The organism is Thiohalorhabdus sp., assembly GCF_046545655.1.
Lineage (GTDB): Bacteria > Pseudomonadota > Gammaproteobacteria > Thiohalorhabdales > Thiohalorhabdaceae > Thiohalorhabdus.
In genome coordinates, this window is sequence record NZ_JBKGZG010000005.1 from 33,817 (window position 1) to 55,590 (window position 21,774).

A 21,774-nucleotide genomic window follows, 5' to 3' on the forward strand; every position below is an offset into this window, starting at 1 on the left:
GGGACAAGACTTGACCGGCACCCTGGAGGCCGAATCCCCCCAGGACGCGGCCGCGCGGCTTTCGGCCGACCACGCCGTTCCCCTGGAGATCGTCGAAGCGCGTGGGGGGCAGGGTCCGGATCGTACGGCCCTGCGGGATCGCCTGTTCCCCCGTAAGGTCCCCCTGGAGGCACTGATCCTCTTCAGCCGCCAGATGGCCACCCTGCTGCGGGCGGGGGTGCCCCTGCTGCGGGCCCTGGCGGGGCAGGTGGAGTCGGTGCCCAATCCGCGCCTGGGCGAGGTCCTGCAGGGGGTGCGGGAGACGGTGGAGGCCGGCCGGACCCTGGGCGACGGTCTGGAGCGGTATCCCGATGTCTTCCCCGAGCTCTTCGTGCACATGGTGAGCGTCGGGGAGGCGAGCGGCGAGCTTGCGGAGGCCTTCGAGCGGCTCGCCGGCTATCTGGAGCACGAGAAGGACACCCGCGACCGGGCCAAGCAGGCCCTGCGCTATCCGGCCATGGTGGTGACGGCCATCGCGGTGGCCCTGGTGGTCCTCAACGTGGTGGTCATCCCCAAGTTCGTGAGCCTGTTCGCCGATCTGGACACCGAGCTGCCCCTTCCCACCCGGCTCCTGATCGGCTTCTCCGACTTCACCCGCAGCCACGGGTGGCTGGTGGCCCTGCTCGCCATCGCCGCCGTCCTCGCCTTCCGCCGCTACATCGCCACGGAGCGGGGCCGGCGCCAATGGGACCGCTGGAAGCTGCGTCTGCCGGTGGTGGGGGACATCCTCTACAAGGTGGCCATGGCCCGCTTCACCCGTACCTTCGCCACCACGGTCGCCGCCGGGGTGCCGGTGGTGGAGGGGCTGACGGTTGCCGGCCGCGCCGTGGGGAACCGCTATGTGGAGGAGCGCGTGACGGCCATGCGGGCGGGGGTGGAGCGGGGCGACTCCCTGCACCGCGCCGCCCGGCGGGAAGGGCTGTTTCCCCTGACGGTGCTGCAGATGATCGAGGTGGGCGAGGAGGCCGGGGCCGTGGACGAGATGATGGACCGGGTGGCCGACTACCACGAGCGGGAGGCGGATCTGCGCATCGATACCCTGTCGAGCCTCATCGAGCCGGTGCTCATCGCCGTCATCGGCGCCATGGTCCTGGTGCTGGCCCTGGGGGTGTTCCTGCCCATGTGGGACATGGCGGCGGTTCTCTAGCGTGGGGGGAGGGAGCGACGCAGCGGCCGCGAGCCGTAATGCCGGCGCCCTGGGCGCCCGCGGGGTGCTCGTCCTGGGCCTGCTGGGGGCCGCCTTCGGGCTGGCCCTGTTCTTCAACGGCCTCCACATCCCGCTGCTGGCCGCCAGCGGCGTCCTGCTGGTGGCCGCCCTGGCCGTGGCCCTGGGCCAGGGCATCCACGCCGGCTGGCGGGTTCCGCGCTCGCCCGCCGCTGGGTGGCTGGTGGCGTGGTGGGTCTTCCTGGCGGTCAGCCTGGCGTGGTCCACCGTGGTCTACACCAGCAGCCTCTACTACTGGTGGCTGAGCGCCCTGCCCCTGACGTTTTACGCCCTGGTTCTGGCGCCGCGCCCGCAGGCCTGGGCCCGGACGGCCCTGACGGGCTACCTCCTCGCCGCCGGGGGCCTCGCCCTGTGGGCGCTGGTGCAGTTCTTCGCTCTGCCGGACACCTACGGCTACCGGGCCCACCACCCCCTGATCAACCCCAACAATCTCGCTGGCCTGCTCAACCTGGCCCTGCTGCCGGCGGTGGCCGGGTACCTGCGCACCGGCGATTCCCGCGCGGCCGCCTGGCGGCTGGGCGGCGTCCTGCTGCTGCTGGCCGGGGTGGTGGCCACTCAGAGCCGGGGCGGCTACGTGGGGCTGGGGCTGGGCCTCCTGGTGCTGCTGGCGGCGTGCCGCGGGGCCCCGGGGGCGGCCTGGCCGCGCCTGGCGGCGCTGGCCCTGGGCGGCGGCGCCGTTTTCGCCTTCATGAACGCCTGGGCGGGCGGGGAGGTGGGGCAGCGCCTGGAGACCCTGGGGGCGGCTGGGGCGCAGACCAGCCTCCTGACCCGCTTCGCCATCTGGGAGGGGACCTGGCACATGGTCCTCGACCGGCCCTGGCTGGGCTTCGGCCTGGGCACCTTCTTCCTCTTCTATCCCCGCTACCGGCTGCCCGCTGACGGCGGTTCGGGGGGCTACTACGCCCACATGGACCCCTTGCAGCTCTGGGCCGAGGTGGGGATCGGCGGGCCGGCGCTGCTCTACCTGTTCCTGACCGCGGTGCTGGTGCAGACGGTGCGGGCGGTCCGCGCGGAGGGTGTCGGGCCCGCCGGGCGCCTGCGGGTCCTCGGGCCCTTCGCCGGTCTGCTGGCGGTGGCCGTGCACACCCACATCACCTTCCACCTCTACATCCTGCCCCTTTTGATCGCCGCCGGCGTGGTCCTCGCCGCCTGGCAGGTGCAGTGCGAGGCGGCCCGGGGCCGGCAGCGGGCGTTGGTGCGGCTGCCGCGGGGCGCCCATCCGCGCGTCTGGCGGGCGGTGCTGGCGGGCGTGGTCGCCCTGGTGGTGCTGGACTTGGGCGCGGCGGCTGCCGGCGACCGGTTCATCCGCTGGGGGAAGGCGGCGGTGGAAGCCGGCGACACCGACGCGGCCCTGTCGCATTTCCACAATGCCCGGGCCGTGATCCCCAACAGCGACACCCCCTGGGCGCTGGGCGCCGAGATCCGTCTGGCCGCCCTGGGGACACCCCAGACCGCCTTGGACGCCGACCAGCGCCGGACCATCTACGGCGAAGCCCACCACCACCTCGACCGGGCCCAGGTCCGCAACCCGGCCCGGGCCCGGCTGGACCACCTGCGGGCCCGGCTCTACCTGGCCGCCCCGGAGGGTGTCGAGGAGGCGCCCAGCCGGCGGGCCGAGGACGCCTTCCGCCGAGCCCTGGCCAAGGACCCGAGGCTGGTGAAGGCCCGGCAGGGTTTGGCCGAGCTGCTGCTAGGCGACGGCCGCGAAAAGGCGGCCCGGGCGGTGCTGGAGGAAGGGCTGCAGTGGCCGTACCCGGGCCCGCGTGGACTGGCCCTCTATCTGCGCGCGGGAGAGCTGCGGGAGCGGGCGGGCGACGCCGCGGGCGCCCTGACCCTGGCCCGCTCGGCCCTGGAACGGATTCCGGCGGAGGCCGGAGAGGCCCGGTCCACCCTCCGGGCCCGGATCCGCGAGCTGGAGGCCGGGCTTGGAGCGCCTTGATCGGCGGTCCCATAGCGCACGTGCCCTGGAATGGGCCCTGGTGCTGCTGTTCATCCTCATCCTGAGCGGGGTGGTGCTGGATCGCTACGAGGCCCTGGAGGAGCGGAGCCTGGCCACGGTGGCCCGCCACGAGCACCGCCTCCTTGAGCTGCGCATCCAGATCCACCGCTACCGGCACGGCGAGTGGCCCGGGAGCCTGCGCGAGGTGCTGGGCGAGGATCCCCGAGACACCATCGGCGGCGCCCTGGAACCCCGGCGGGACGTCCTGGTGGACGACCGGGGCCGGGTGCTGGACCCCTTCGGTCGCCCCTACCGCTACGACCCGGAAAGCGGCGAGCTGGCCGCGCCCCGGGCCCCTGAATGACCCCTCCGCGTTTGACGTCTTTTGACAAACGCGATTTAATCTGTCCGCAATTCGAAGTGTTCTACGGGACGGCGGGGGGGCGATCCCGTTCCAAAGCGACGCGCGAAAGGAGCGGAGAGCCCATGCAAAAGGGACATGGGGGGTTTACCCTCATCGAGCTGGTGGTGGTGATCGTGATCCTGGGCATTCTGGCCGCGGCGGCCCTGCCCCGGTTCGTGGATCTGACCGATGACGCCGAAGAGGCCGCCGCTGAGGGCCTGAAGGGTTCCTTGGCGAGTGGGGTCAACATGGTCCGGAGCAAGGCCATGGCGCAGGGGAAATCGGGTGGGAGCTATCAGTCGGTGACCATCGACGGTACCTCCGTCGCCATCAACGATTCGGGCTGGCCATACAGAGATTCTACCAACCTGCTCGACGCCCTGATCCAGGAGCGCCCGGAAGGATGGTCTGTCAATCAAGAATCGACCAAGGACGGAAAAGGTATTTATTACAAGGATCCCTGGAAGATCGAATACGACCCGAACAACGGGAGCGTGTCCATCACCGAGTCCTGAAGGGCTTGGTTCTCAATTGAAAAGAGGGGGCCGAAAGGCCCTCTCTTTTTTTGAAAACAGGATTCCCCGTCTCCTATCCCTTTTTGGCTCAGGATTCAGGACGAAGGAGCTCAATTGGCCGTTCCCTGGAGCGCGAAACGAGGGATCCCCTCCGCGCAATATGGCTCCGGGCGCACCGAAGCGGGCTTCACCCTGGTGGAACTGGCGGCGGTCCTGGTGATCCTCGGCGTTCTGGCGGCGGTGCTGTTGCCGCGCATGCCGGGGTTGGGCGGTTTCCAGGTGCGGGCCGGGGGCGACCGGCTGGCTTCCGGGCTGCACTTCGCCCACCAGCAGGCCATGTCCCGGGCGCGCTTCGTCCGGGTCCAGCCCGGGGAGCCCGAGCCGGGGGCGTTCCGAATCGAGCGGTGCGCGGGCGCGGCGAAGCGTCCCGCCGACTGCGCCTGGGAGACGCTTTCGCCGCCCGACGCCGCGGGCGCGGACTGGACCCTGGGGCCCGGCCTGGCCTTCGGCGCGGCGGACCCGGTGTACTTCGATCCCCTCGGCCGCAGCGTGGACGCGGACGGAGGGGTAACCGATCGGAGTCTGTCGGCGGGCGGGGGCCGGGTGGCCGTGACCGTCCTCGGCGAGACCGGCCATGTCCGGGATGGCTAGGCCGGAGGCGGGCTTGACCCTGGTGGAGCTGGTGGTGGCCATGGTGGTCATCGCCGTGGGCGCCACCGCCGTGCTCCTGCTGCTCGGCCAGGGCTTCCGCTCCAGCCCCGACCCCCAGCTGCGCATCAAGGCGGTGGAGCTGGGCCAGTCCTACATGGAGGAGGCCTTCACCAAGGCCTGGGACGAGGCCACGCCCCCCGGCGGCGGCTGCGTAGACGCCGGCGACACCGCCTGCCCCGGGGGGCCGGCGGCGGTCTGTCCCGGTTCCTGCGGTCGCGATGGCGGCGAAGATCGCGGTACGGAGAACGACGTGGACGACTTCCACGGCCTCGCGGAGGGGGAGGCCTGCGGCCACGCCGCCCCCCTGCGCGATGCCTCCGGCAACAAGCGTCCCGGGCGCTACGCCGGCTACTGCGTGGAGATCTCCGTGGCCACGGGGGTGGGGGACGAGTTGCCGGATGTGGCCGCCGACGACGCCAAGCGTCTGGACGTTACGGTCACCGATCCGCGCGGGCTGGCCACCACCTTCACCGCCTACCGGTTGAACTTCTAGCCATGCCCGCCGCGCGCGAGACCGATCCCCGCGGCTTCACCCTGGTGGAGCTGGTGGTGGTCGTGGTGCTGGTGGGGATCCTGGGCTACGTGGGGGTTACCCTCCTCGGGGGCATGGTCCGAGGCTACACCGACGCCGGGGCTCGGCAGGAGCTGGCGGGAACCGGCCGGATGGCCGTTGAGCGGGCGGTCCGCGAGGTGCGGCGCGGCGTTCCCGGCTCCTTCCGCTGCGATGACGGCGCCTGCGACGGGGCGGGGCGCATGAGCTTCCTTTCCGCCGGCGCGGGGGGGCGCTACGTGGCCACCGGGCCCGCCGACTCACGCCTGCAGGTCCGCCGGGACGGCGACACCTTTACCGCCTATGGGCTGGAAGGGCTGGATCCCGACTGGCAGCTGGTGGTGTATCCGATGGACGCCGACGCCCTTCACGGCGGGGCCGGATCCGGGCCGCGCTCCCGGGTCGCCGCGGTGGACGACCGCTCCTCCGGCGAGACCATCGAGCACCGCATCACCCTGGCCGACTCCGATTCCTTCCCCCGTCACCCCCCGGCGCGCCGCGTCTACGGCGTGGACCGGCAGGTCACCCTGTGCTGCGCCCCCGCGGAGGGGGAGCTGCGGCTGGCGGTGTCCGGCCCGCCGGGCGACGCGGACGCGCTGGACAACCCCACCGACCACTGCGGCGCCCACGGCGTGGTGCTTGCCGAGGGGGTCGCGGAATGCCGCTTCACCCACAAGCCGGCCACCCCCACCCGCAGCGCCCTCGTGCGACTCTATCTGGCCCTGGAGCATCCCGGCTCCGGGGAGACGCTGGATTTCCTCCAGGAGGTGCAGGTCCGCAATGCGCCCTGAGCGACAGAGCGAGCGGGGGGTGGGACTCATCGCCGCGATCTTTGTCATCGTGGTGCTGGCCATGCTGGGCACCGCCCTGCTGCGGCTGGTGACCACCGAGCAGCGTGCCGTGTCGCGGGAGATGGCCTCGGTGCAGGCCCTGCACGCGGCGGAGACGGCCGGGCAGTGGGGGCTGTACCAGGCCATCGCCCGGGGCCGGTCGGATCTGGGGCCGGAAACGGACCTCCTGGCCGGGGCGGCGGGCGGCCTGGAGCCGTGCTCCCCGACCCGGATCGGCGCCAGCGATCCCGACGGCCTGGAGCGCTTCGGCACCGTGACCGCGCCGGGCGGGGAGGTTCCCCTGTTCCGGCTGGAGGCCATCGGCGTGTGCTATCCCGGCGATGGCCACATGCTCACCCGGCGGCCTGTGGAGGTGCGCTTTGGGGATCCGTAAGCCAAAGGGGGCCAGGCGCTACCAGCTTTCATCCGGTGGGTGTCCGGTTGAGGCTCCCGGCCAAGGCCCTGGTCGGTCCCAGGTGACCCCGGTTTGGCTTGGGGAGTTGGGGGCATGGGGCCGGTGGGTGGGCGGCGCGGGAGCTATAGTGGCCTTGTTGGTGGCCTCTCCACCGGTACCGGGCCAGCCCTCTGGTAACCCGGGGCAAGGGGGCGGTGGAGGGGGGGGAGGCACCTTCGACGCCGTGGAAGAAGGGGAGGCCGCTGGCGGGCCCCTGTACACGAAGGTGGCGGGGATGGACTTCACCGTAGACCTGGTTCATCTCAACCAGAACGGAACTCCCCAGAACTTCGACGGGGAGGTGGCCCTTGAGCTCGTGGAACCGGACAGCGCTGCGGCATGCGCGGAACTGGCCACCCTTGCCAACCTCGGTTCGGCTGTCTTTAACGACCAGGAGCGGCTAACTGTCACCGGGCTGACGCACGGGGACGCCATTCCCGCCGCCCAAATCCGGGTCACGGAGGTTAACCCGCCGGGGAACAGCGACCCGCAGCAGGGCTGCAGCAGCGACCCCTTCACTATCCGCCCTCACCATCTTTCTCTAACCGCCTCCCAGGGGGACTGGGAGAGCCCGGGTACGGACCAGACCCTCGACGCCGGCTCCGCCACCGAAGGGCCTGTCCACAAGGCGGGGCATCCCTTCACCCTCCAGGGAGAGGCCCTGAACGAGGGCGGCGATCCGGTCACGGGCTTCGATGAAACCGGGGTGCTGGACTGGTCCCTGGCCGATCCCCCCCACGAACCGGACCATGTCCTGGGTGACTACGTACCGGATGCCGCGGGCTTCCCCGGCGATGCCAGCGGCTTCCGGACCGATTCCGCCGAATATTCCGAAGTGGGGGTCCTGGAGCTGACCCTGACCGACGAAGGCAACTTCGCCGCCCGCAGCGACGACCGCTCTGCTGGTCACTGCGTTACCGGGAGCAGCAGCAACACCCCGGACGGCGAGGGCCGCTATGGCTGCCGGTCGGCCACCGAGGGACCGGCCACCGTGGGCCGGTTCGTGCCCGCCGATTTCAGCCAGACGGTCTCCGATCCGGGGAGATGGGAGGGCCGCTGCTCGGGGGTGTTCTCCTATCTCGGCCAGCCCTTCGGGTACGCCCCGGGCAGGGAGCCGGAGCTGGCGATCGAGGCCCGGAATGCGGAAGGGGGGACCACGGCGAATTACACCGGGCCCTTCGCCCAGCTGGAGCCCGCCGATGTCGCGCGTACCCCGCCCGGCGAGGACGGGAGCCAGGAGGGACGGGACGGAGCCCCCCTGGAGGTGGACACCGTGGCCTTCGAAGCAGGGGACCTCACGGACAACGGCGACGGCACCCTCACCTACACCTTCTCCGTCGATGACGAGCTCGCGTACGTCCGGGATCTGGACCGGGACGACGACGGCGCGATCGACACCCGGGTGGCCCCCTTCCAGGCCGATCTGACCGTCTCCGTGGACGCCGTGGAGGATGCCGACGGCGTGACCGCCACTTCGCTCGAGGATCCCCATCCCGAATCGGCGGAGATCCGCTTCGGCCGGCTGGGCCTGGAGAATGCCCACGGCCCGGAACTGGCGAGTCTGGACGTCCCGGTTCGTGCCGAGCACTTCGACGGCGAGCGCTTTGCCGGTAACGGTGCGGACGATTGCACCTCCCTGAGCAGGAGCGGGGCCGCCGACGCCGTGCGGCTGGAGCTGGACGACGGCGGAACCTGGGTGGACGCCGGAACCGAGGTCGACCTGGTGGGGGGCACCGGCGGAACCACCGAGGGGACGGGGGTCTCCGGTCTGGACGCGGGGCAGGGGGCGCTGACCCTGGCCGCCCCCGGGGAGGGCAGTACCGGCTATGTGGACCTCCGCGCCAACCTGGCGGATCTCCCCTGGCTGCGGGTGGACCGTGACGGCGACGGCTCCTTTACCGAGCACCCCCAGGCGCGGGCCACCTTCGGGCGCTATCGGGGGGACGACCGGATCCTGTATTGGCAGGAGGTTTTTCCTTAAAGAATTCTCCTTAGACCCGGTGGAAGTTTTGGTTTAGGATTGGTTCCCGTCTGTGCCGGGGGGGATTCCAGCTGCGGATCTTTCCGGGCCCTGGGGGGAGGCTGGAAAGGCGTTCCGGAACATTTTTCGGGGATATCCGGCCAACCACCAGGACACCGGCTCTGCAATTGCCCATTTTCAAGAAGAAGCGCCCCTGCGAAGGCCTCAGCGTCGCGGTGGACGTGCGTCGGGATGCCCTGATCCTCGTCACCCTCCGCGGCGGTGCCCCGGCCCCCCTGGCCGCCTCCCTGGCCCGCATCCCTCTGGAAGGTCCCGGCCGACCCGCCCCGCAGCGATTGACCGAGCTGCTCGCCCCGGAGGTGGAGCGTCGCGGCCTGCAGGGCTGTTCCTCCACATCTCTTTTGTACCGTCCCCAGTTCAATCTCGTCCTCACCGAGGCCCCCGACGGGGTGGCCGAAGAGGATCTGCCCGCGGCCATGCGGTGGCGCGTCCGGGATCTCATCGATTTCCCGGCCGAGGAGGCGGTGGTGGATGTCCTGCCCATTCCCGTTCCGCCCCTGCCGGGTGAGGGCGATCCGCTGCTCGTGGTGGCGGCCCCTCGGGAGACCGTGCGGGCACGGGTCACCGCCTTCCTGGAGGCGGGTCTGGACCTGCAGGTGGTGGACATCCCCGACATGGCGCACCGCAACCTGGTCCGCCTCCTGCCCGATGAGGGTTCCTCGGGGGTCTGCCTGGTGGTGCTGAGCCCCGAGGACCCCCTGATCACCATCAGCCGCCACGGGGAGCTGGTCTTCAGCCGCCAGCTGGGCGTAAACGTCCGGGAGGAGCTGGGGGCCCTGGCGGTGGAGGGCGGAGAGGCCCCCGAGACTTCCGGGGTGGAGGGCCTCGCGCTCGAGGACGAGCCGGCCGGGGGGGAGGAGGCCTTCCAGCGCGCCCGCACCGGCTACGCCGAGCGCCTGGCCCTGGAGATCCAGCGCTCCCTGGACTACTACGATTCCCGCTTCCGGCAGGGCGGCGTGCAGCGGATCCACCTGGCGGGCGAGGGCGCCCTGGTGGAGGGCTTGATGGAGGAGCTCGAAGAAGTCCTGGGGCGCGATTTCCGGTTCCTGGACCCCCGGGATTTCCTGACCATTTCCACGGAGTCCGAACCGGAAGCGGAAGTGGGGGACCTGCGTGTCCAGGAGGCCATCTACGCCCTGGGCGCCGGCCTGCGGATGGTGGATGCGGAGGGGCCCGATGCGCCAGATCAACCTCAATAAGCCCGAGTTCTGGCCTCGCCCCGCCCCCTTCGCGGCGCGCCGCATGGCCCAGGCCTTGGCGGGCGTGGTGGTCCTGCTGACGGCCGGGCTCGCGACGGTTCTTTCCCTTGCCCACCTGCAACGCCAGGACCTGGAGGCGGCCCGCGAGGAGCGGGCGGCGGTGCGGGAGGAGCTCGCGCCCCTGCGGGAGGCCCGGCAGGATCGCCGCGCCGAGCTGGACCGCCTCCGTGACGAGATCGCTTCCCTGCAGGAGGAGCTGAGCTCTTTCCGGGCGGCGCGGGAGGCCCTGCGGGATCGCCTGCGGGCCACCGGCAACAAAGCGGCGCTGATGCGGGATCTGGGTCTGGCCCGGGCGGAAATTAGCGACCTGTGGCTGACCCGGTTCCGGCTCGAAGGAGTGGAGGAGGTGGCCCTGGTGCTGGAAGGGCAGGCCACCACCCCCGAGCTCATACCCCGCTACCTGCAGGCGGTAGCCGACCGGGTTGGTTTCCCGGGAGGGGAGTTTCGCAATCTGTCGGCCCAGTCCCTCGATGGCCGGGACGGGGCCCTGCTTGAGTTCACGGCCGATACCCGGTTCCCCTTGAGGGGGAGCGCAGACGTTGGGGACGAGCCGTGATGGCGGCCTGGAAGCGGCTGGCGGACACCCTTGACGCCCGCACCCTGCGGGAACGGGTGCTGATCTTCGCTGCGGCGGTAGCGCTTCTGCTGGTGGCTGGCTACCAGCTGGCCCTGGCCCCGGCTTGGGCCCGCTGGCAGGAGCTGCGGGCGCAGACGGAAGGCGCGCAGGCGGAGGCTGCCGAGCTGCGTGCGGAGATGGAGCGCCTGAACGATACGGCGCTCCGCGAGGAACGGGACTCGCTGAAGGCGCGACAGCAGGAGCTGAGGGATCGGCTTCGCAAGGAGCGCGAGTCCCTGCGCGAGCAGGTGGGCAGCTTCATCCGGCCCGCCCGGCTCTTGGGCTTCTTCGAGGAGCTTTTGAACTCGCGGACCATCGGGAACTGCGAGGTGAAGCGGGTAACCGGGCTGGAGCGGGAAGAGCCCGATTTGGGCAGTTCGACGGATGGGCGGTCCTCGGCCGTGTCCCTTGGCCGCAAAGGGGTGGAGGTGGTGGTGGAGGCGGACTACCCTAACGCCCTGCGCTTTCTGGAGGAGGTGGAGGAGCTGCCCTGGGCCGTGCAGGTCACCAGCCTCGACTACGAGGTGACCGAGTTCCCGCGCGCTCGCATGAAGCTCCAGGCCCATACCTTTTTCCTCGGCGAGGCGGAGGACGGGAATGGGGAGTAGCCCGTTCCGGATCGTACCCCGGGCCGGATCGGCCGCGGTGATTTTGGCCCTTGCCGCGTGGGCGTCCGTTGCGGCGGGGGAGGCGCCCCTGCCCGATCCTACCCGCCCTCCGGGCGTCTCCGGTGGGCCATCGGCCTCCCAGGAGAGCGAGAAGCCCAAGGCGGAGCTGAATCTGCAGTCCCTCCTGCACGGCGGGGAGCGGGCACTGGCGGTTATCAATGGTCGGAGCCTGCAGGAAGGGGACAGCATCCATGGCTATACCGTGACGCGAATCGCGCGGGACCAGGTGGTGCTCCGAGGGGGGGGAGGCACCCGGGTTCTGCGGCTGATCTCCACACCAGGAATGGAAAAGGTTCCCCACAATTGAGCCCCCGTATCTTCATACTGTTTCTCGCGGCGGCCCTGGTGGCCGGCTGCGCCACCTCGCAACCTACCCGGGATCAGCCCGATGATCCCTCCGGGCCGGAAGGCTCGCAGGCCGATGCCGAAGATCAGGAATCGTCGCGGGATCGGGCCTCGAGCCCGGAGCCGGACCGGGAACCGGCCTCCGATAGGTCGCGGGATTCCGGCCGGGAGGACCGTAACGCCCAGGAGGACGAGCGCTTCGACGTTTCGGCGCGCGAAGCGCCCATCCGGGAGGTGCTCCTGGGGCTGGTGGACGACACCGACTACAGCGTGGTCATTGATCCGGAGGTAAGCGGCGAGGTGAGCCTGGACCTCCGGGAGGTGACGGTCCCCGAGGTCCTGGACTTCCTGGCACGGAGCTACGGCTATGGGGTGGAGCGGGTCGGGCAGCGGTTTCTGGTCCGTCCGGCGGACTTTCAGACCCGCACTTTCCGCGTGAACTACCTCACCATGGACCGCAGCGGCTCCAGCCAGACCCGGGTCAGCTCCGGGCAGGTGACCCAGTCCGGCGGCGACCGCTCCGGCCAAACGGACAACGGGGGCGAAAGGGTAAAGGGCAGCCGCATCGAGACCGACTCCGAGGAGGACTTCTGGGAGCAGCTGCAGGAGGGCCTGGAAGCCATCCTGGCCGACAGCCCCGGCGATGAAAACCGCCTGGTGATGCATCCCGGGTCCGGGGTGGTCCTGGTGCGGGCCATGCCCGGGACCCTTCGGGAGGTTGGGGAATACCTGGAAGCGGTGGAGGGTGGGGCCCATCGCCAGGTGGTCATCGAGGCCAAGATCCTGGAGGTGAGCCTGGACGATTCCTTTGAAAGCGGCATAAATTGGGCCACCCTGGGGAGGGCCGGGGAGGCCGAGATCGCCACTCGCATGGCGCCGTCGGAGGACGGCGGGGCAACGGTGGGTGAGGCCCTTGTGGAGGGCGGGGAAGGCCAGGGACTCCTGCCCCAGCTCCAGGGCCTTGAAACGGAAGGGGTATTCTCCGCCGCGGTGGCCATGGACAACTTCTCCTCCGTTTTGTCTTTGCTAGAAACCCAGGGGGACGTCAACGTGCTGTCCAGCCCCCGGGTGGCGACGGTCAACAACCAGAAGGCGGTGATCAAGGTCGGCCAGGACGAATTCTTCCTGACCGACGTGGAGCTCCGCGATACCTTTACGTCCGCCGGGAATCGGCAGAACTTCGACGTGGACCTGGACCCGTTTTTCAACGGCATTGCCCTGGATGTCACGCCTCAGGTCAGCGGGGAGGGCATGGTGACCCTGCATGTCCACCCTTCGGTGACGGAGGTGACCTCTCAGGAGAAGGAGTTCAGCCTCGGCGAGGACCGGGTCTTCCGGGCCCCCCTGGCGCGCAGCGACGTGCGGGAATCCGACTCCGTGGTGCGGGCGCGGGATGGGGAGATCGTGGTTATCGGTGGTCTGATGTCGGAATCCTCCACCGAAAACCAGAACAAGGTCCCCGTGCTGGGGGACATCCCCTTGCTGGGCGCGCTATTCCGTCATGAGGAAACGGTCAAGACCAAGCGCGAGCTGGTCATCCTGTTGCGCCCCCGGGTCGTTTACGGAACCCCGCAGGACGGCGACCGCAGGGACGACCTGCGCCGCATGTGGGAAGGGGGAATGGAGCAGGAGCCGCGCCAGTGAACGGGGGTATACGGAAAAAGGGGGAGGGTCGGTGTACAGGGAATTCTTCGGGCTGCGGGGTGAGCCGTTCGCGCTGACGTCGGATACGGAGCTCTTCTTCAATGACCCGGTCCGGCGGGAGGCCATCAGCACCCTGGCAAAAGGCGTTCGCTCCGGGGACGGGCTCATCAAGGTCGTCGGGGAGGTGGGCACGGGCAAGACCACCCTGGCCCGGCGCTTCCTGCGGATCATGGATGGCGAGGCAACCACGGCCTACATCCTGGATCCCGTCCTGCGCGGGGAGGAGCTGCTGGGCGCCCTGGCGCGGGAGCTGGGGGTCGACCCCCAGGGGCGCGACCCCGCCGCGCTGCTGGAGGCCGTGCAGGGAAGGGTGCTGGAGGCGTGGGACCGGGGCCGTCCGGTGGTGCTCGTGCTGGACGAGGCCCAGGCCCTGCCCAGGGCGACCTTCGAACAGCTGCATCTCCTGGCCGGCCTGGAGACGGCCCGGGCCAAGCTCCTGCGCATCGTGCTCATGGGCCAGCCGGAGCTGGATTTCCGGCTGGAGGACCCCGCCCTGCGGCCCCTGCAGCGGCGGGTGGCGCATTCCTTCCGGCTTGGGCCGCTGCGTCGGGAGGATCTGGGGAGCTACCTGGAGCACCGGCTGCGCGCGGCGGGCCGCCGCGGCGATCGGGTGTTCCGCCCGGACGCCGTACAGGCCCTGTATCGGCGCACCCGGGGGATCCCCCGCAAGGTCAACATCCTCGCCCACAAGGCCCTGCTGGCTGCCTACCAAGAGGGCGACCGGCAGGTGCGCAAGCGCCATGTGCGAGCGGCGGACCAGGAGCCCGAGCCGGGACCGGCCCTGGGCGGGGCGTGGGCGCCGCCCTTCGTGCTCTCCGGGGAGATGGTGCTCCGTGTTGCGGGGATGACCGGCAAGGCCTAGGGGAAGGGGCTTGCGTCCCGGCCGCGATTGACACCGCCTCCCAGGCGTGGTTTCGTTTGCGTCTTCAATACGCCATCCTAGCAGGACACACTGGCGGTTCGGGATGGGGCGGCGCCCTGTCTCGTCCTCTTGCGTAGTCCTAGTGGATGGGAGGCCGCTAGCCCGCGCCTCCGCCAGCCTCCCCGGAACCGCGGCGGAGGCGGTTCCCCGCCCGACCATGGCCAGGAAACCAGCCGCGCCGGACCCTCGATCGGGGGCCGGGGCATCCGGAAAGGAATGACCGCGCCTATGAACCGTTGGCTCCTCCCGCAGGGGATCGAGGACGTTCTCCCCGACCGGGCCGAGGCCATTGAAAGCCTCCGCCGGAGGGTGCTGGATCTCTACCACCGGTGGGGCTACGCCCTGATCATGCCGCCGGAGGTGGAGTTCCTCGACTCCCTCCTGACCGGGGTCGGTGGCGACCTCAGCCTGCGCACCATGAAGGTGGTGGACCAGGCCAGCGGCCACCTCATGGGATTCCGGGCGGACATGACCCCTCAGGTGGCGCGCGTGGACGCCAGCCGGCTGGAGGGCGACGGCCCCCGCCGGCTGTGCTACGCGGGCACGGTGCTGCGCGCCCAGCCGGACAACTACGGACGCTCCCGCGCCCCCCTGCAGGTGGGGGCGGAGGTCTTCGGCGTGTCGGGCCCGAGCGCCGACGCCGAGGTGATCGGCCTGATGGCGGCCACCCTGAGCGAGGTGGGCATCCGCGACTTCACCCTGGACCTGGGGCATGTGGGGCTGTATCGGGCCCTGGTGGAGGGCCTGGAGCCGGACGCGGACCGGGAAGCGCTGCTGCGCGATGCCGTCCGCCGCAAGGACGCGGACGCCGTGGAAGAGGCCCTGGAGGGACTCGGTGCGGACCCGGCCCGCCGGGAGGCCCTGAAGACCCTCCCGGCCCTGCACGGCAGCGAGGAGGTCCTCGAAGCTGCGGCCGCATGCGCCGTGACGCCCGGGGCCGAGGCTGCGCTGGAGGAGCTGAAGACCCTCGTGGATCACCTGCACCGCCGGGATCTCACGGAGCACCTCTGCTTCGATTTGGGCGAGGTCCGCGGCTACGACTACCACACCGGCCCGGTGTTCGCCGCCTACGTGGCGGGGCAGGGCGAGGCGGTTCTCTACGGCGGCCGGTACGACGGCATCGGCGCCGCCTTCGGCAAGAGCCGGCCGGCCACGGGGATCAGCGGTGACCTCAAGCTCCTGGCCGACCTGATGCCCGCCGAGGAGGGCGCCCCCGTGGGCGTGCTCGCCCCCGCCGAGGGCCCCGACGACCTGCAACGGACCATTCAGAGCCTGCGCGCCCAGGGCATTCGCGTGGTGCAGGTGCTGGAGCCCCTCGGAGGGGAGGCCTTCGAGGCGGAGGCCCGGCGCCTGGGGTGCGCCCAGGTCCTGACCCACGACGGCGAGCAGGGCTGGCGGACCCGGCCCGTCGAGCCGCAAGAAGACGCATAACCCGGGAAGCGATACGAATGGATAGGAACGTCCTGGTTGTAGGCACCCAGTGGGGGGACGAGGGCAAGGGCAAGATCGTGGACCTGCTCACCGAGCAGGCCGATGTGGTGGTCCGCTTCCAGGGAGGGCATAACGCCGGCCACACCCTGGTGATCGGCGGGGAGAAGACCGTGCTGCACCTGATCCCCTCCGGAATCCTTCACCCCGGCGTGGAGTGCCTGATCGGCAACGGCGTGGTCCTGGAGCCGGAGGCCTTCCTGGCGGAGGTGGAGCAACTGGAGCAGGCGGGACAGGACGTTCGGGGCCGGCTGTACGTCTCCAATGCCTGCCCCCTGATCCTCCCCCACCATCACCTACTCGACCAGGCGCGGGAACGGGCCCGCGGCAGCCAGAAGATCGGCACCACCGGCCGCGGCATCGGACCCGCCTACGAGGACAAGGTGGCGCGTCGGGCCATCCGGGTGGCGGACCTGTTCCACCGCGAGGTGCTGGCGGCCAAGCTGGGCGAGGCCCTGGACTACCACAATTTCGTCCTGGAGCACTACTTCCGGGCCGAGACCGTGGACTTCCAGAAGGCCCTCGGCCGGCTGGTGGAGCTGGCCGAGCGCCTGGCGCCCTTTGTGGATGATACGGTGGAGCGTCTGGAGGGCCATCGCGCGGCCGGCAAACGGATCCTGTTCGAGGGGGCCCAGGGCACGTGGCTGGACGTGGACCACGGCACCTACCCCTTCGTGACCTCCTCCAACACCGTGGCCGGCGGGGCCAGCCCCGGGGCCGGGGTGGGGCCGAGCGCCCTGGGGACCGTGGTGGGCGTGACCAAGGCCTACACCACGCGGGTGGGGGAGGGACCGTTCCCCACCGAACTGGACGACGAGGACGCGGAGCACATCGCCGCCCGGGGCGGCGAGTTCGGCGCCACCACCGGGCGCGCCCGGCGCTGCGGCTGGTTCGACGCCGTGGCCCTGCGCCGCTCCGTGGCCGTCAACGGCGTCCACCAGCTGTGCGTCACCAAGCTGGACGTGCTCGACGGCCTGGACCGTATCCGGGTCTGCACCGGCTACCGCTGCAACGGCACGGTGCAGTCCACGCCGCCGGTGGGGGCCGAGGCCCTCTCCGAATGCGAGCCGGTCTACGAGGACCTGCCCGGCTGGAGCGGCTCCACATCCGGGGTGCGCACGTTGGAGGAGCTGCCGCAGGCCGCCCGGGACTACCTGTACCGCCTGTCCGAGCTCACCGGTGTTCCCATGGTGATGATCTCCACGGGCCCCGAACGGGACGAGACCATCGTGCTGGAGCACCCCTTCGGGGACTGATCTCGGGGGGACGGACACAAGAAAGCCCCGCGGAGCCGCGGGGCTTGCTGCTTGGGAGATGGTGCCGGGGGGCCGGGGCGGGCCGGAAGGGGAGAAAAGCCCGACCGGACACTGAATCGAGCGTGTCTGTCCGCTCCGCCTCCTCGGCTCCGCATCGCCGGGCCTGTGGTTCGAGGGGCCGCTGGAGCGCAGGCCCCTCGGCAACGATCTGTCCGCCCAGGGGGCCCCGGACCGGGCCCAGGGAGGCTGGCTAATGGACCGCGTGCGGCCTCGCTGGAGCCCCGCCGGGCCGATCCGCGAGGCCGCTGTGCCCCCTGGCACAAGGCGGGCGATTTAATACCACCGATCAAGGTTGGGTCAATGGCCAAATTCGAAGAAGATCCCCAGCACGAGCAGGAAGCGGAGCGCTACGAGCGGCCCATTCCGAGCCGTGAGTACATCCTCGACTTCCTGCGCGAGCACACCAACGCCCCCGTGAGCGAGGAATACGTCGCCGACGGGCTGGAGCTGGAGGACGAAGAGCAGCGCACGGCCCTGAACCGGCGGCTCCGCGCCATGGAGCGCGACGGCCAGCTCATCCGCACCCGGCGCAATCTGTACGGCCTGCCCGAGCGCATGGACCTGGTGCGCGGCAAGGTCACCGCCCATCCCGACGGCTTCGGCTTCCTGGTCCCCGAGGACAAGGACCAGAAGGACCTTTTCCTGTCCCCCCGGGAAATGCGCCAGGTGATGCACGGCGACAAGGTGGTGGCCCGGCTGGTGGGCTACGACAAGCGCGGCCGGCCCGAGGGCGCCATCGTCCGGGTCGTGGAGCGCGGCCAGGACCGGGTGGTGGGCCGCCTCGATGAGGAGGACGGCATCTCCTTTGTGGTGCCCGACGAGAAGCGGCTCACCCAGAACATCCTGGTACCGCCGGGGGAGGAGGGCGGCGCCCGTCCGGGCGAGATCGTCACCGTGGAGATCATCCACTATCCCACCCCGAAGAAGCAGCCCACCGGCAAAGTCATCGAGATCGTGGGCGAGCACCTCACGCCGGAGGTGGAGGTGGAGATCGTCATGCGCAAGCACGGCATCCCCCACGCCTGGCCGGACGAGGTGCTGGAGGAGGCCAAGCAGGTGCCGCAGAGCGTGGGGCCGGAGGACATCGGCGACCGCGAGGACCTGCGCGCCCTGCCGCTGGTGACCATTGACGGCGCCGACGCCAAGGACTTCGACGATGCCGTGTTCGCCGAGCGGGCCGGCGAGGGCTACCGCCTGATCGTGGCCATCGCCGACGTCTCCAGCTACGTGAAGCCCAACCGGCCCCTGGACAAGGAAGGCTACCACCGCGGCAACTCCACCTACTTCCCGCAGCGGGTGGTGCCCATGCTGCCCGAGGCCCTGTCCAACGGCATCTGCTCGCTGAACCCGGGGGTGGACCGGCTCACCCTGGCCTGCGAGATGCACGTCACCAGCAACGGCCACGTGGACCAGTACCGCTTCTTCGAGGCGGTCATGCACTCCCACGCCCGGCTCACCTACCACCAGGTGGCGGCCATGATGGAGGACGGCGACGAGTCCGTCCGGGCGGAGTTTCCCCACGTCGTGCCCCACCTGGAGACCCTCTACGAGCTCTACCGGGTGCTGCACAAGGCCCGGGTGGAACGGGGCGCCATCGAGTTCGAGGGCCTGGAGACGCAGATCGTCTTCGGCGAGAACAATCAGATCGAGATGATCGTGCCCTACGAGCGGCGCGAGGCCCACCGCCTCATCGAGGAGTGCATGCTGGCGGCCAACGAGAGCGCCGCGCGGCTGTTCGCGGAGAAAGAGGAGCCGGCGCTGTTCCGCGTCCACGAGCCGCCGGCGGAGGAGAAGCTGGAGAATCTGCGCGACTTCCTGAAGACCATCGGCCTCGACCTCGGTGCGGAAGATCCGCCCTCGCCCAAGGCCTTTGGCCAGGTGCTGAACCAGGCCCGGGAGCGGCGCGACGCCCACCTGATCGAGACGGTCATGCTGCGCACCATGAAGCAGGCCCAGTACCGGCCCGACAACCACGGCCACTTCGGCCTGGCCTACGACCACTACACCCACTTCACCTCACCCATCCGGCGCTACCCCGACCTGGTGGTGCATCGGCGCATCAAGGACATCCTGGCCGGACGCCGGGTGAAGGAGGGCAAGAAGGAGGCCTTCAAGGCCAACCTGGCCGAGATCGGCGAGCACACCTCCGCCACCGAGCGCCGCTCCGAGCTGGCCGAGCGGGAGACCGTGGACTGGCTGAAGTGCCAGTACATGCAGGAGCACCTCGGCGAGGAGTACGACGCCGTGATCGCCGGGGTGACCGGTTTCGGGGTCTTCGCAGAGCTGACCGGGGTGTACGTGGAGGGGCTGGTGCACATCACCAACCTCGAGGACGACTACTACCATTTCGATCCGGTCCATCATCTGCTGCGCGGCGAGCGCACGGGCCGCATCTATCAGCTCGGCGACCCCTTGCGCGTCAAGGTGACGCGGGTGGACGTGGACGACCTGAAAATCGACCTGGGCCTGGTGAAGAGCCCGGCGGAGATGGGCGCGCACCAGGACGAGGAGGCGGAGCCCTCCGGCGCCGAGGAATAGCGGGGAGCAGCCATGTGGGAGTGGCTGGGCAGCGGGCTCCGGACCGAGCTCTATGCCATCGTCGGCCACGTGCTGACCGGGGTCTTCATCCTGCTCATCCTCTCCTCCCGGGAGGAGACCCAGTCCCCCTTCGGCTGGCTGCTGGCCGTGGTGTTCATTCCCTGGATCGCCGGACCGGCCTATCTGATCTTCGGCGGCTACCGGGTGCGCCGGGTGGCCAGCCTGCGCCTTCTCCGGGACTGGCAGTTCATCCGGGCCCTCCCCTCGCGGCTGGGCGGGGCGTCGGAAGAGGCGTCCCCCACCGGCCCCGAGCCGGTGTTCCGAAAATCCGCGCTGGACGATTACCCCAACGCCACGGGCAACCACGTGGAGGTGTTCGGCCACGGCGAGGAGAAGTACGCCCGCCTGGAGGAGGACATCCGCGCCGCCACCGACCATGTCCATCTGGCCTACTACCTGTGGGCCAACGACCGCACGGGGATGTGGCTGCGCGACCTCCTCACCGAGAAGGTGCGGGAGGGGGTGGAAGTGCGGGTCCTGTACGACGCCTGGGGGGCCACCACCGCCGGCTGGCTGTTGCGTCCCCTGCGTTGGGCGGGGGGCCGGGTGCGCGCCTTCGCGCCCCTGCTTTCCCCTTCCACCGTCCTCGGGGCCAACCTCCGCAACCACCGCAAGATCGTGGTGGTGGACGGCCGGGTCGCCTACACCGGGGGCATCAATATCGGTGAGGACTACCGGGGACGCGAGGGACCCCGGCTCTGGAAGGACCTCCACCTCCGTGTCGAAGGCCCGGTGACCCGCCAGATCGCCACCATCTTCGCCAAGGACTGGCACTACGTGGTGGGGGAGGCGCTGGTGGACGAGCGCTTCTATCCGCGCCTGCCGGCGGACGGCCCCAGCGTGGCCCGGGCCCTGCCCTCCGGCCCGGGGCAGTACTGGCGGGCCTTTCACGAGACGGTGTTCAACGCCATCACCTCCGCCCAGGACTGGGTCCAGGTGGTCACGCCCTACTACGTCCCCGACCAGAGCATCCAGATGGCCCTGGCCAGCGCCGGCCGGCGTGGGGTGCGGGTGCGGATGCTGGTGCCGCGCCACAACAACCATCCCATGGTGGCCCTGGCCAGCAACGCCTTCTACGAGGAGCTGCTCAAGGCCGGCGTGGAGGTCTACCGCAGCGGGCAGGGCATGGTGCACGGCAAGCAGGTCACCGTGGACGGCCGCTGGGCCACCGTGGGGTCGGCCAACCTGGACGCCCGCTCCTTCTACCTGAACTACGAGCTCAACGTGATCCTGAAGGACCAGGGACCCATCAACCGGCTCTCCACGCTGTTCGAGGAGGAGCTTCGCTCCGCCAGCCCCATCACCCTGGAGGACTACCAGCAGCGTCCGGCCTGGCGCAGCGGCCTGGAGGGGCTGGCCCGCACCCTGAGCCCCATGCTATGAGCGATCGGGACGACTACCTGTTCGGCATCCACGCGGTAACGGCGGCCCTGGAGTCCGGCACCGCCCTGGTCGAGGTGCGCATCGCCAAGGACTTCCACGGCAAGCGCCTGGGACGCCTGGAGAACGAGGCCAAGCGCCGCGGCGTCCGGGTCCGCCATGTGCCGCGGGAGGACCTCGACCGCCGGGCCGAGGGGGGGCGCCACCAGGGGGTGGTGGCGCGGGTGGAGCCGGTGGCCCTGTGGGGCGAGCGCGACCTGCACGCCCACCTGGACACCCTGGCCGAGGAGCCGCTGCTCCTGCTCCTCGACGGCGTCACCGACCCCCGCAACCTGGGGGCCTGTCTGCGCACCGCCGACGCCGCGGGCGCCCACGCCGTGGTGGTGCCGCGCGACCGCTGCGCCCCGGTGAACGCCACCGCCCGCAAGGTGGCGAGCGGCGCCGCCGAGACCGTCCCCGTGGCGGCCGTGCCCAACCTGGCCCGCGCCATGGACGCCCTCAAGGAGCGCGGCGTCTTCCTGCTGGGCACCAGCGATCAAGCCGCCGAGCCCTGGCACCGGGCCGATGGCACCGGCGCCGTCGCCTGGGTGCTCGGCGCCGAAGGGGAGGGCATGCGCGACCTCACCGCCAAAAAGTGCGATTCCCTGTACGCCATCCCCATGGCGGGCCATGTCACCAGTCTCAACGTCTCCGTGGCCACGGGGGTGGTGCTGTTCGAGACGGTGCGGCAGCGGCGAGTGGCCAGCAGCCAGCCCTGAGCAACCGTTTCCT

General features: G+C 70.5%; 19 protein-coding genes. All 19 read left to right on the forward strand.

The features are described from left to right. Nucleotides 1-10: 10 nt before the first annotated feature. The 19 genes from ACLFRB_RS02285 to rlmB all read left to right on the forward strand — a co-directional run bounded on the left by ACLFRB_RS02285 (nucleotide 11) and on the right by rlmB (nucleotide 21,761). Nucleotides 11-1,186, forward strand: a complete 1,176-nt coding sequence (locus ACLFRB_RS02285) for a type II secretion system F family protein (protein ID WP_411067379.1) — start codon at nucleotides 11-13, stop codon at nucleotides 1,184-1,186. Between the two features lies 1 nt (nucleotide 1,187). Continuing rightward, entirely contained in the window at nucleotides 1,188-3,203 is a 2,016-nt protein-coding gene (locus tag ACLFRB_RS02290; protein ID WP_411067380.1) for an O-antigen ligase family protein, read from the forward strand. Further along, entirely contained in the window at nucleotides 3,190-3,567 is a 378-nt protein-coding gene (locus ACLFRB_RS02295) for a hypothetical protein (RefSeq protein WP_411067381.1), read from the forward strand. The genes ACLFRB_RS02290 and ACLFRB_RS02295 overlap by 14 nt, the downstream gene beginning before the upstream one ends. A 122-nt stretch (nucleotides 3,568-3,689) precedes the next feature. After that, nucleotides 3,690-4,121 (forward strand): Tfp pilus assembly protein FimT/FimU, encoded by a 432-nt coding sequence (locus ACLFRB_RS02300; protein WP_411067382.1) that lies wholly within the window; start codon nucleotides 3,690-3,692, stop codon nucleotides 4,119-4,121. Between the two features lie 114 nt (nucleotides 4,122-4,235). Then, on the forward strand, nucleotides 4,236-4,772 hold the full coding sequence (locus ACLFRB_RS02305) for a GspH/FimT family pseudopilin (protein ID WP_411067383.1): 537 nt from the start codon (nucleotides 4,236-4,238) through the stop codon (nucleotides 4,770-4,772). Continuing rightward, the gene (locus ACLFRB_RS02310) at nucleotides 4,765-5,325 is read left to right on the forward strand and encodes a prepilin-type N-terminal cleavage/methylation domain-containing protein (RefSeq protein WP_411067410.1); all 561 of its coding nucleotides are present in this window, start codon (nucleotides 4,765-4,767) and stop codon (nucleotides 5,323-5,325) included. Before ACLFRB_RS02305 ends, ACLFRB_RS02310 begins: the two co-directional genes overlap by 8 nt. Before the next feature lie 2 nt (nucleotides 5,326-5,327). After that, the gene (locus tag ACLFRB_RS02315; protein ID WP_411067384.1) at nucleotides 5,328-6,173 is read left to right on the forward strand and encodes a prepilin-type N-terminal cleavage/methylation domain-containing protein; all 846 of its coding nucleotides are present in this window, start codon (nucleotides 5,328-5,330) and stop codon (nucleotides 6,171-6,173) included. Continuing rightward, nucleotides 6,163-6,606 carry a hypothetical protein gene (locus tag ACLFRB_RS02320; protein ID WP_411067385.1) on the forward strand — a complete coding sequence of 148 codons (444 nt, stop codon included), beginning with the start codon at nucleotides 6,163-6,165 and terminating at the stop codon, nucleotides 6,604-6,606. The genes ACLFRB_RS02315 and ACLFRB_RS02320 overlap by 11 nt, the downstream gene beginning before the upstream one ends. Nucleotides 6,607-6,901: 295 nt before the next feature. Beyond that, complete coding sequence (locus tag ACLFRB_RS02325) at nucleotides 6,902-8,647, forward strand: DUF6701 domain-containing protein (protein ID WP_411067386.1); 1,746 nt, start codon at nucleotides 6,902-6,904, stop codon at nucleotides 8,645-8,647. 167 nt (nucleotides 8,648-8,814) lie between these two features. Then, complete coding sequence (gene pilM / locus ACLFRB_RS02330) at nucleotides 8,815-9,906, forward strand: pilus assembly protein PilM (RefSeq protein ID WP_411067387.1); 1,092 nt, start codon at nucleotides 8,815-8,817, stop codon at nucleotides 9,904-9,906. Next, the gene (locus ACLFRB_RS02335) at nucleotides 9,884-10,522 is read left to right on the forward strand and encodes a hypothetical protein (protein WP_411067388.1); all 639 of its coding nucleotides are present in this window, start codon (nucleotides 9,884-9,886) and stop codon (nucleotides 10,520-10,522) included. Before pilM ends, ACLFRB_RS02335 begins: the two co-directional genes overlap by 23 nt. After that, nucleotides 10,522-11,190, forward strand: a complete 669-nt coding sequence (gene gspM, locus ACLFRB_RS02340; RefSeq protein WP_411067389.1) for a type II secretion system protein GspM — start codon at nucleotides 10,522-10,524, stop codon at nucleotides 11,188-11,190. The genes ACLFRB_RS02335 and gspM overlap by 1 nt, the downstream gene beginning before the upstream one ends. A gap of 363 nt (nucleotides 11,191-11,553) precedes the next feature. After that, nucleotides 11,554-13,239: a pilus (MSHA type) biogenesis protein MshL gene (gene mshL, locus ACLFRB_RS02345; RefSeq protein WP_411067390.1), complete on the forward strand. Its 1,686-nt coding sequence runs from the start codon at nucleotides 11,554-11,556 to the stop codon at nucleotides 13,237-13,239. Between the two features lie 31 nt (nucleotides 13,240-13,270). Continuing rightward, nucleotides 13,271-14,161, forward strand: coding sequence for an ExeA family protein (locus ACLFRB_RS02350; protein ID WP_411067391.1), 891 nt, complete (start codon nucleotides 13,271-13,273; stop codon nucleotides 14,159-14,161). Between the two features lie 288 nt (nucleotides 14,162-14,449). Continuing rightward, entirely contained in the window at nucleotides 14,450-15,652 is a 1,203-nt protein-coding gene (locus ACLFRB_RS02355; protein WP_411067392.1) for an ATP phosphoribosyltransferase regulatory subunit, read from the forward strand. Between the two features lie 17 nt (nucleotides 15,653-15,669). Continuing rightward, nucleotides 15,670-16,965: an adenylosuccinate synthase gene (locus ACLFRB_RS02360; RefSeq protein WP_411067393.1), complete on the forward strand. Its 1,296-nt coding sequence runs from the start codon at nucleotides 15,670-15,672 to the stop codon at nucleotides 16,963-16,965. A 360-nt stretch (nucleotides 16,966-17,325) separates the two neighbouring features. Next, nucleotides 17,326-19,563, forward strand: coding sequence for a ribonuclease R (rnr, locus tag ACLFRB_RS02365; RefSeq protein ID WP_411067394.1), 2,238 nt, complete (start codon nucleotides 17,326-17,328; stop codon nucleotides 19,561-19,563). A 12-nt stretch (nucleotides 19,564-19,575) separates the two neighbouring features. Then, nucleotides 19,576-21,006, forward strand: coding sequence for a cardiolipin synthase (cls, locus tag ACLFRB_RS02370; protein WP_411067395.1), 1,431 nt, complete (start codon nucleotides 19,576-19,578; stop codon nucleotides 21,004-21,006). Then, nucleotides 21,003-21,761 carry a 23S rRNA (guanosine(2251)-2'-O)-methyltransferase RlmB gene (rlmB, locus tag ACLFRB_RS02375; protein ID WP_411067396.1) on the forward strand — a complete coding sequence of 253 codons (759 nt, stop codon included), beginning with the start codon at nucleotides 21,003-21,005 and terminating at the stop codon, nucleotides 21,759-21,761. The genes cls and rlmB overlap by 4 nt, the downstream gene beginning before the upstream one ends. Nucleotides 21,762-21,774: the final 13 nt, after the last annotated feature.

Bases quoted from the DNA above. Each gene is read 5' to 3' on its own strand.
- ACLFRB_RS02325 (WP_411067386.1), top strand. From the start codon at position 6,902: ATGGACTTCACCGTAGACCTGGTTCATCTCAACCAGAACGGAACTCCC.
- ACLFRB_RS02335 (WP_411067388.1), top strand. From the start codon at position 9,884: ATGCGCCAGATCAACCTCAATAAGCCCGAGTTCTGGCCTCGCCCCGCC.
- gspM (WP_411067389.1), top strand. From the start codon at position 10,522: ATGGCGGCCTGGAAGCGGCTGGCGGACACCCTTGACGCCCGCACCCTG.
- rlmB (WP_411067396.1), top strand. From the start codon at position 21,003: ATGAGCGATCGGGACGACTACCTGTTCGGCATCCACGCGGTAACGGCG.
- ACLFRB_RS02310 (WP_411067410.1), top strand. From the start codon at position 4,765: ATGGCTAGGCCGGAGGCGGGCTTGACCCTGGTGGAGCTGGTGGTGGCC.
- ACLFRB_RS02355 (WP_411067392.1), top strand. From the start codon at position 14,450: ATGAACCGTTGGCTCCTCCCGCAGGGGATCGAGGACGTTCTCCCCGAC.
- ACLFRB_RS02360 (WP_411067393.1), top strand. From the start codon at position 15,670: ATGGATAGGAACGTCCTGGTTGTAGGCACCCAGTGGGGGGACGAGGGC.
- ACLFRB_RS02315 (WP_411067384.1), top strand. From the start codon at position 5,328: ATGCCCGCCGCGCGCGAGACCGATCCCCGCGGCTTCACCCTGGTGGAG.
- cls (WP_411067395.1), top strand. From the start codon at position 19,576: ATGTGGGAGTGGCTGGGCAGCGGGCTCCGGACCGAGCTCTATGCCATC.
- rnr (WP_411067394.1), top strand. From the start codon at position 17,326: ATGGCCAAATTCGAAGAAGATCCCCAGCACGAGCAGGAAGCGGAGCGC.
- ACLFRB_RS02300 (WP_411067382.1), top strand. From the start codon at position 3,690: ATGCAAAAGGGACATGGGGGGTTTACCCTCATCGAGCTGGTGGTGGTG.
- ACLFRB_RS02320 (WP_411067385.1), top strand. From the start codon at position 6,163: ATGCGCCCTGAGCGACAGAGCGAGCGGGGGGTGGGACTCATCGCCGCG.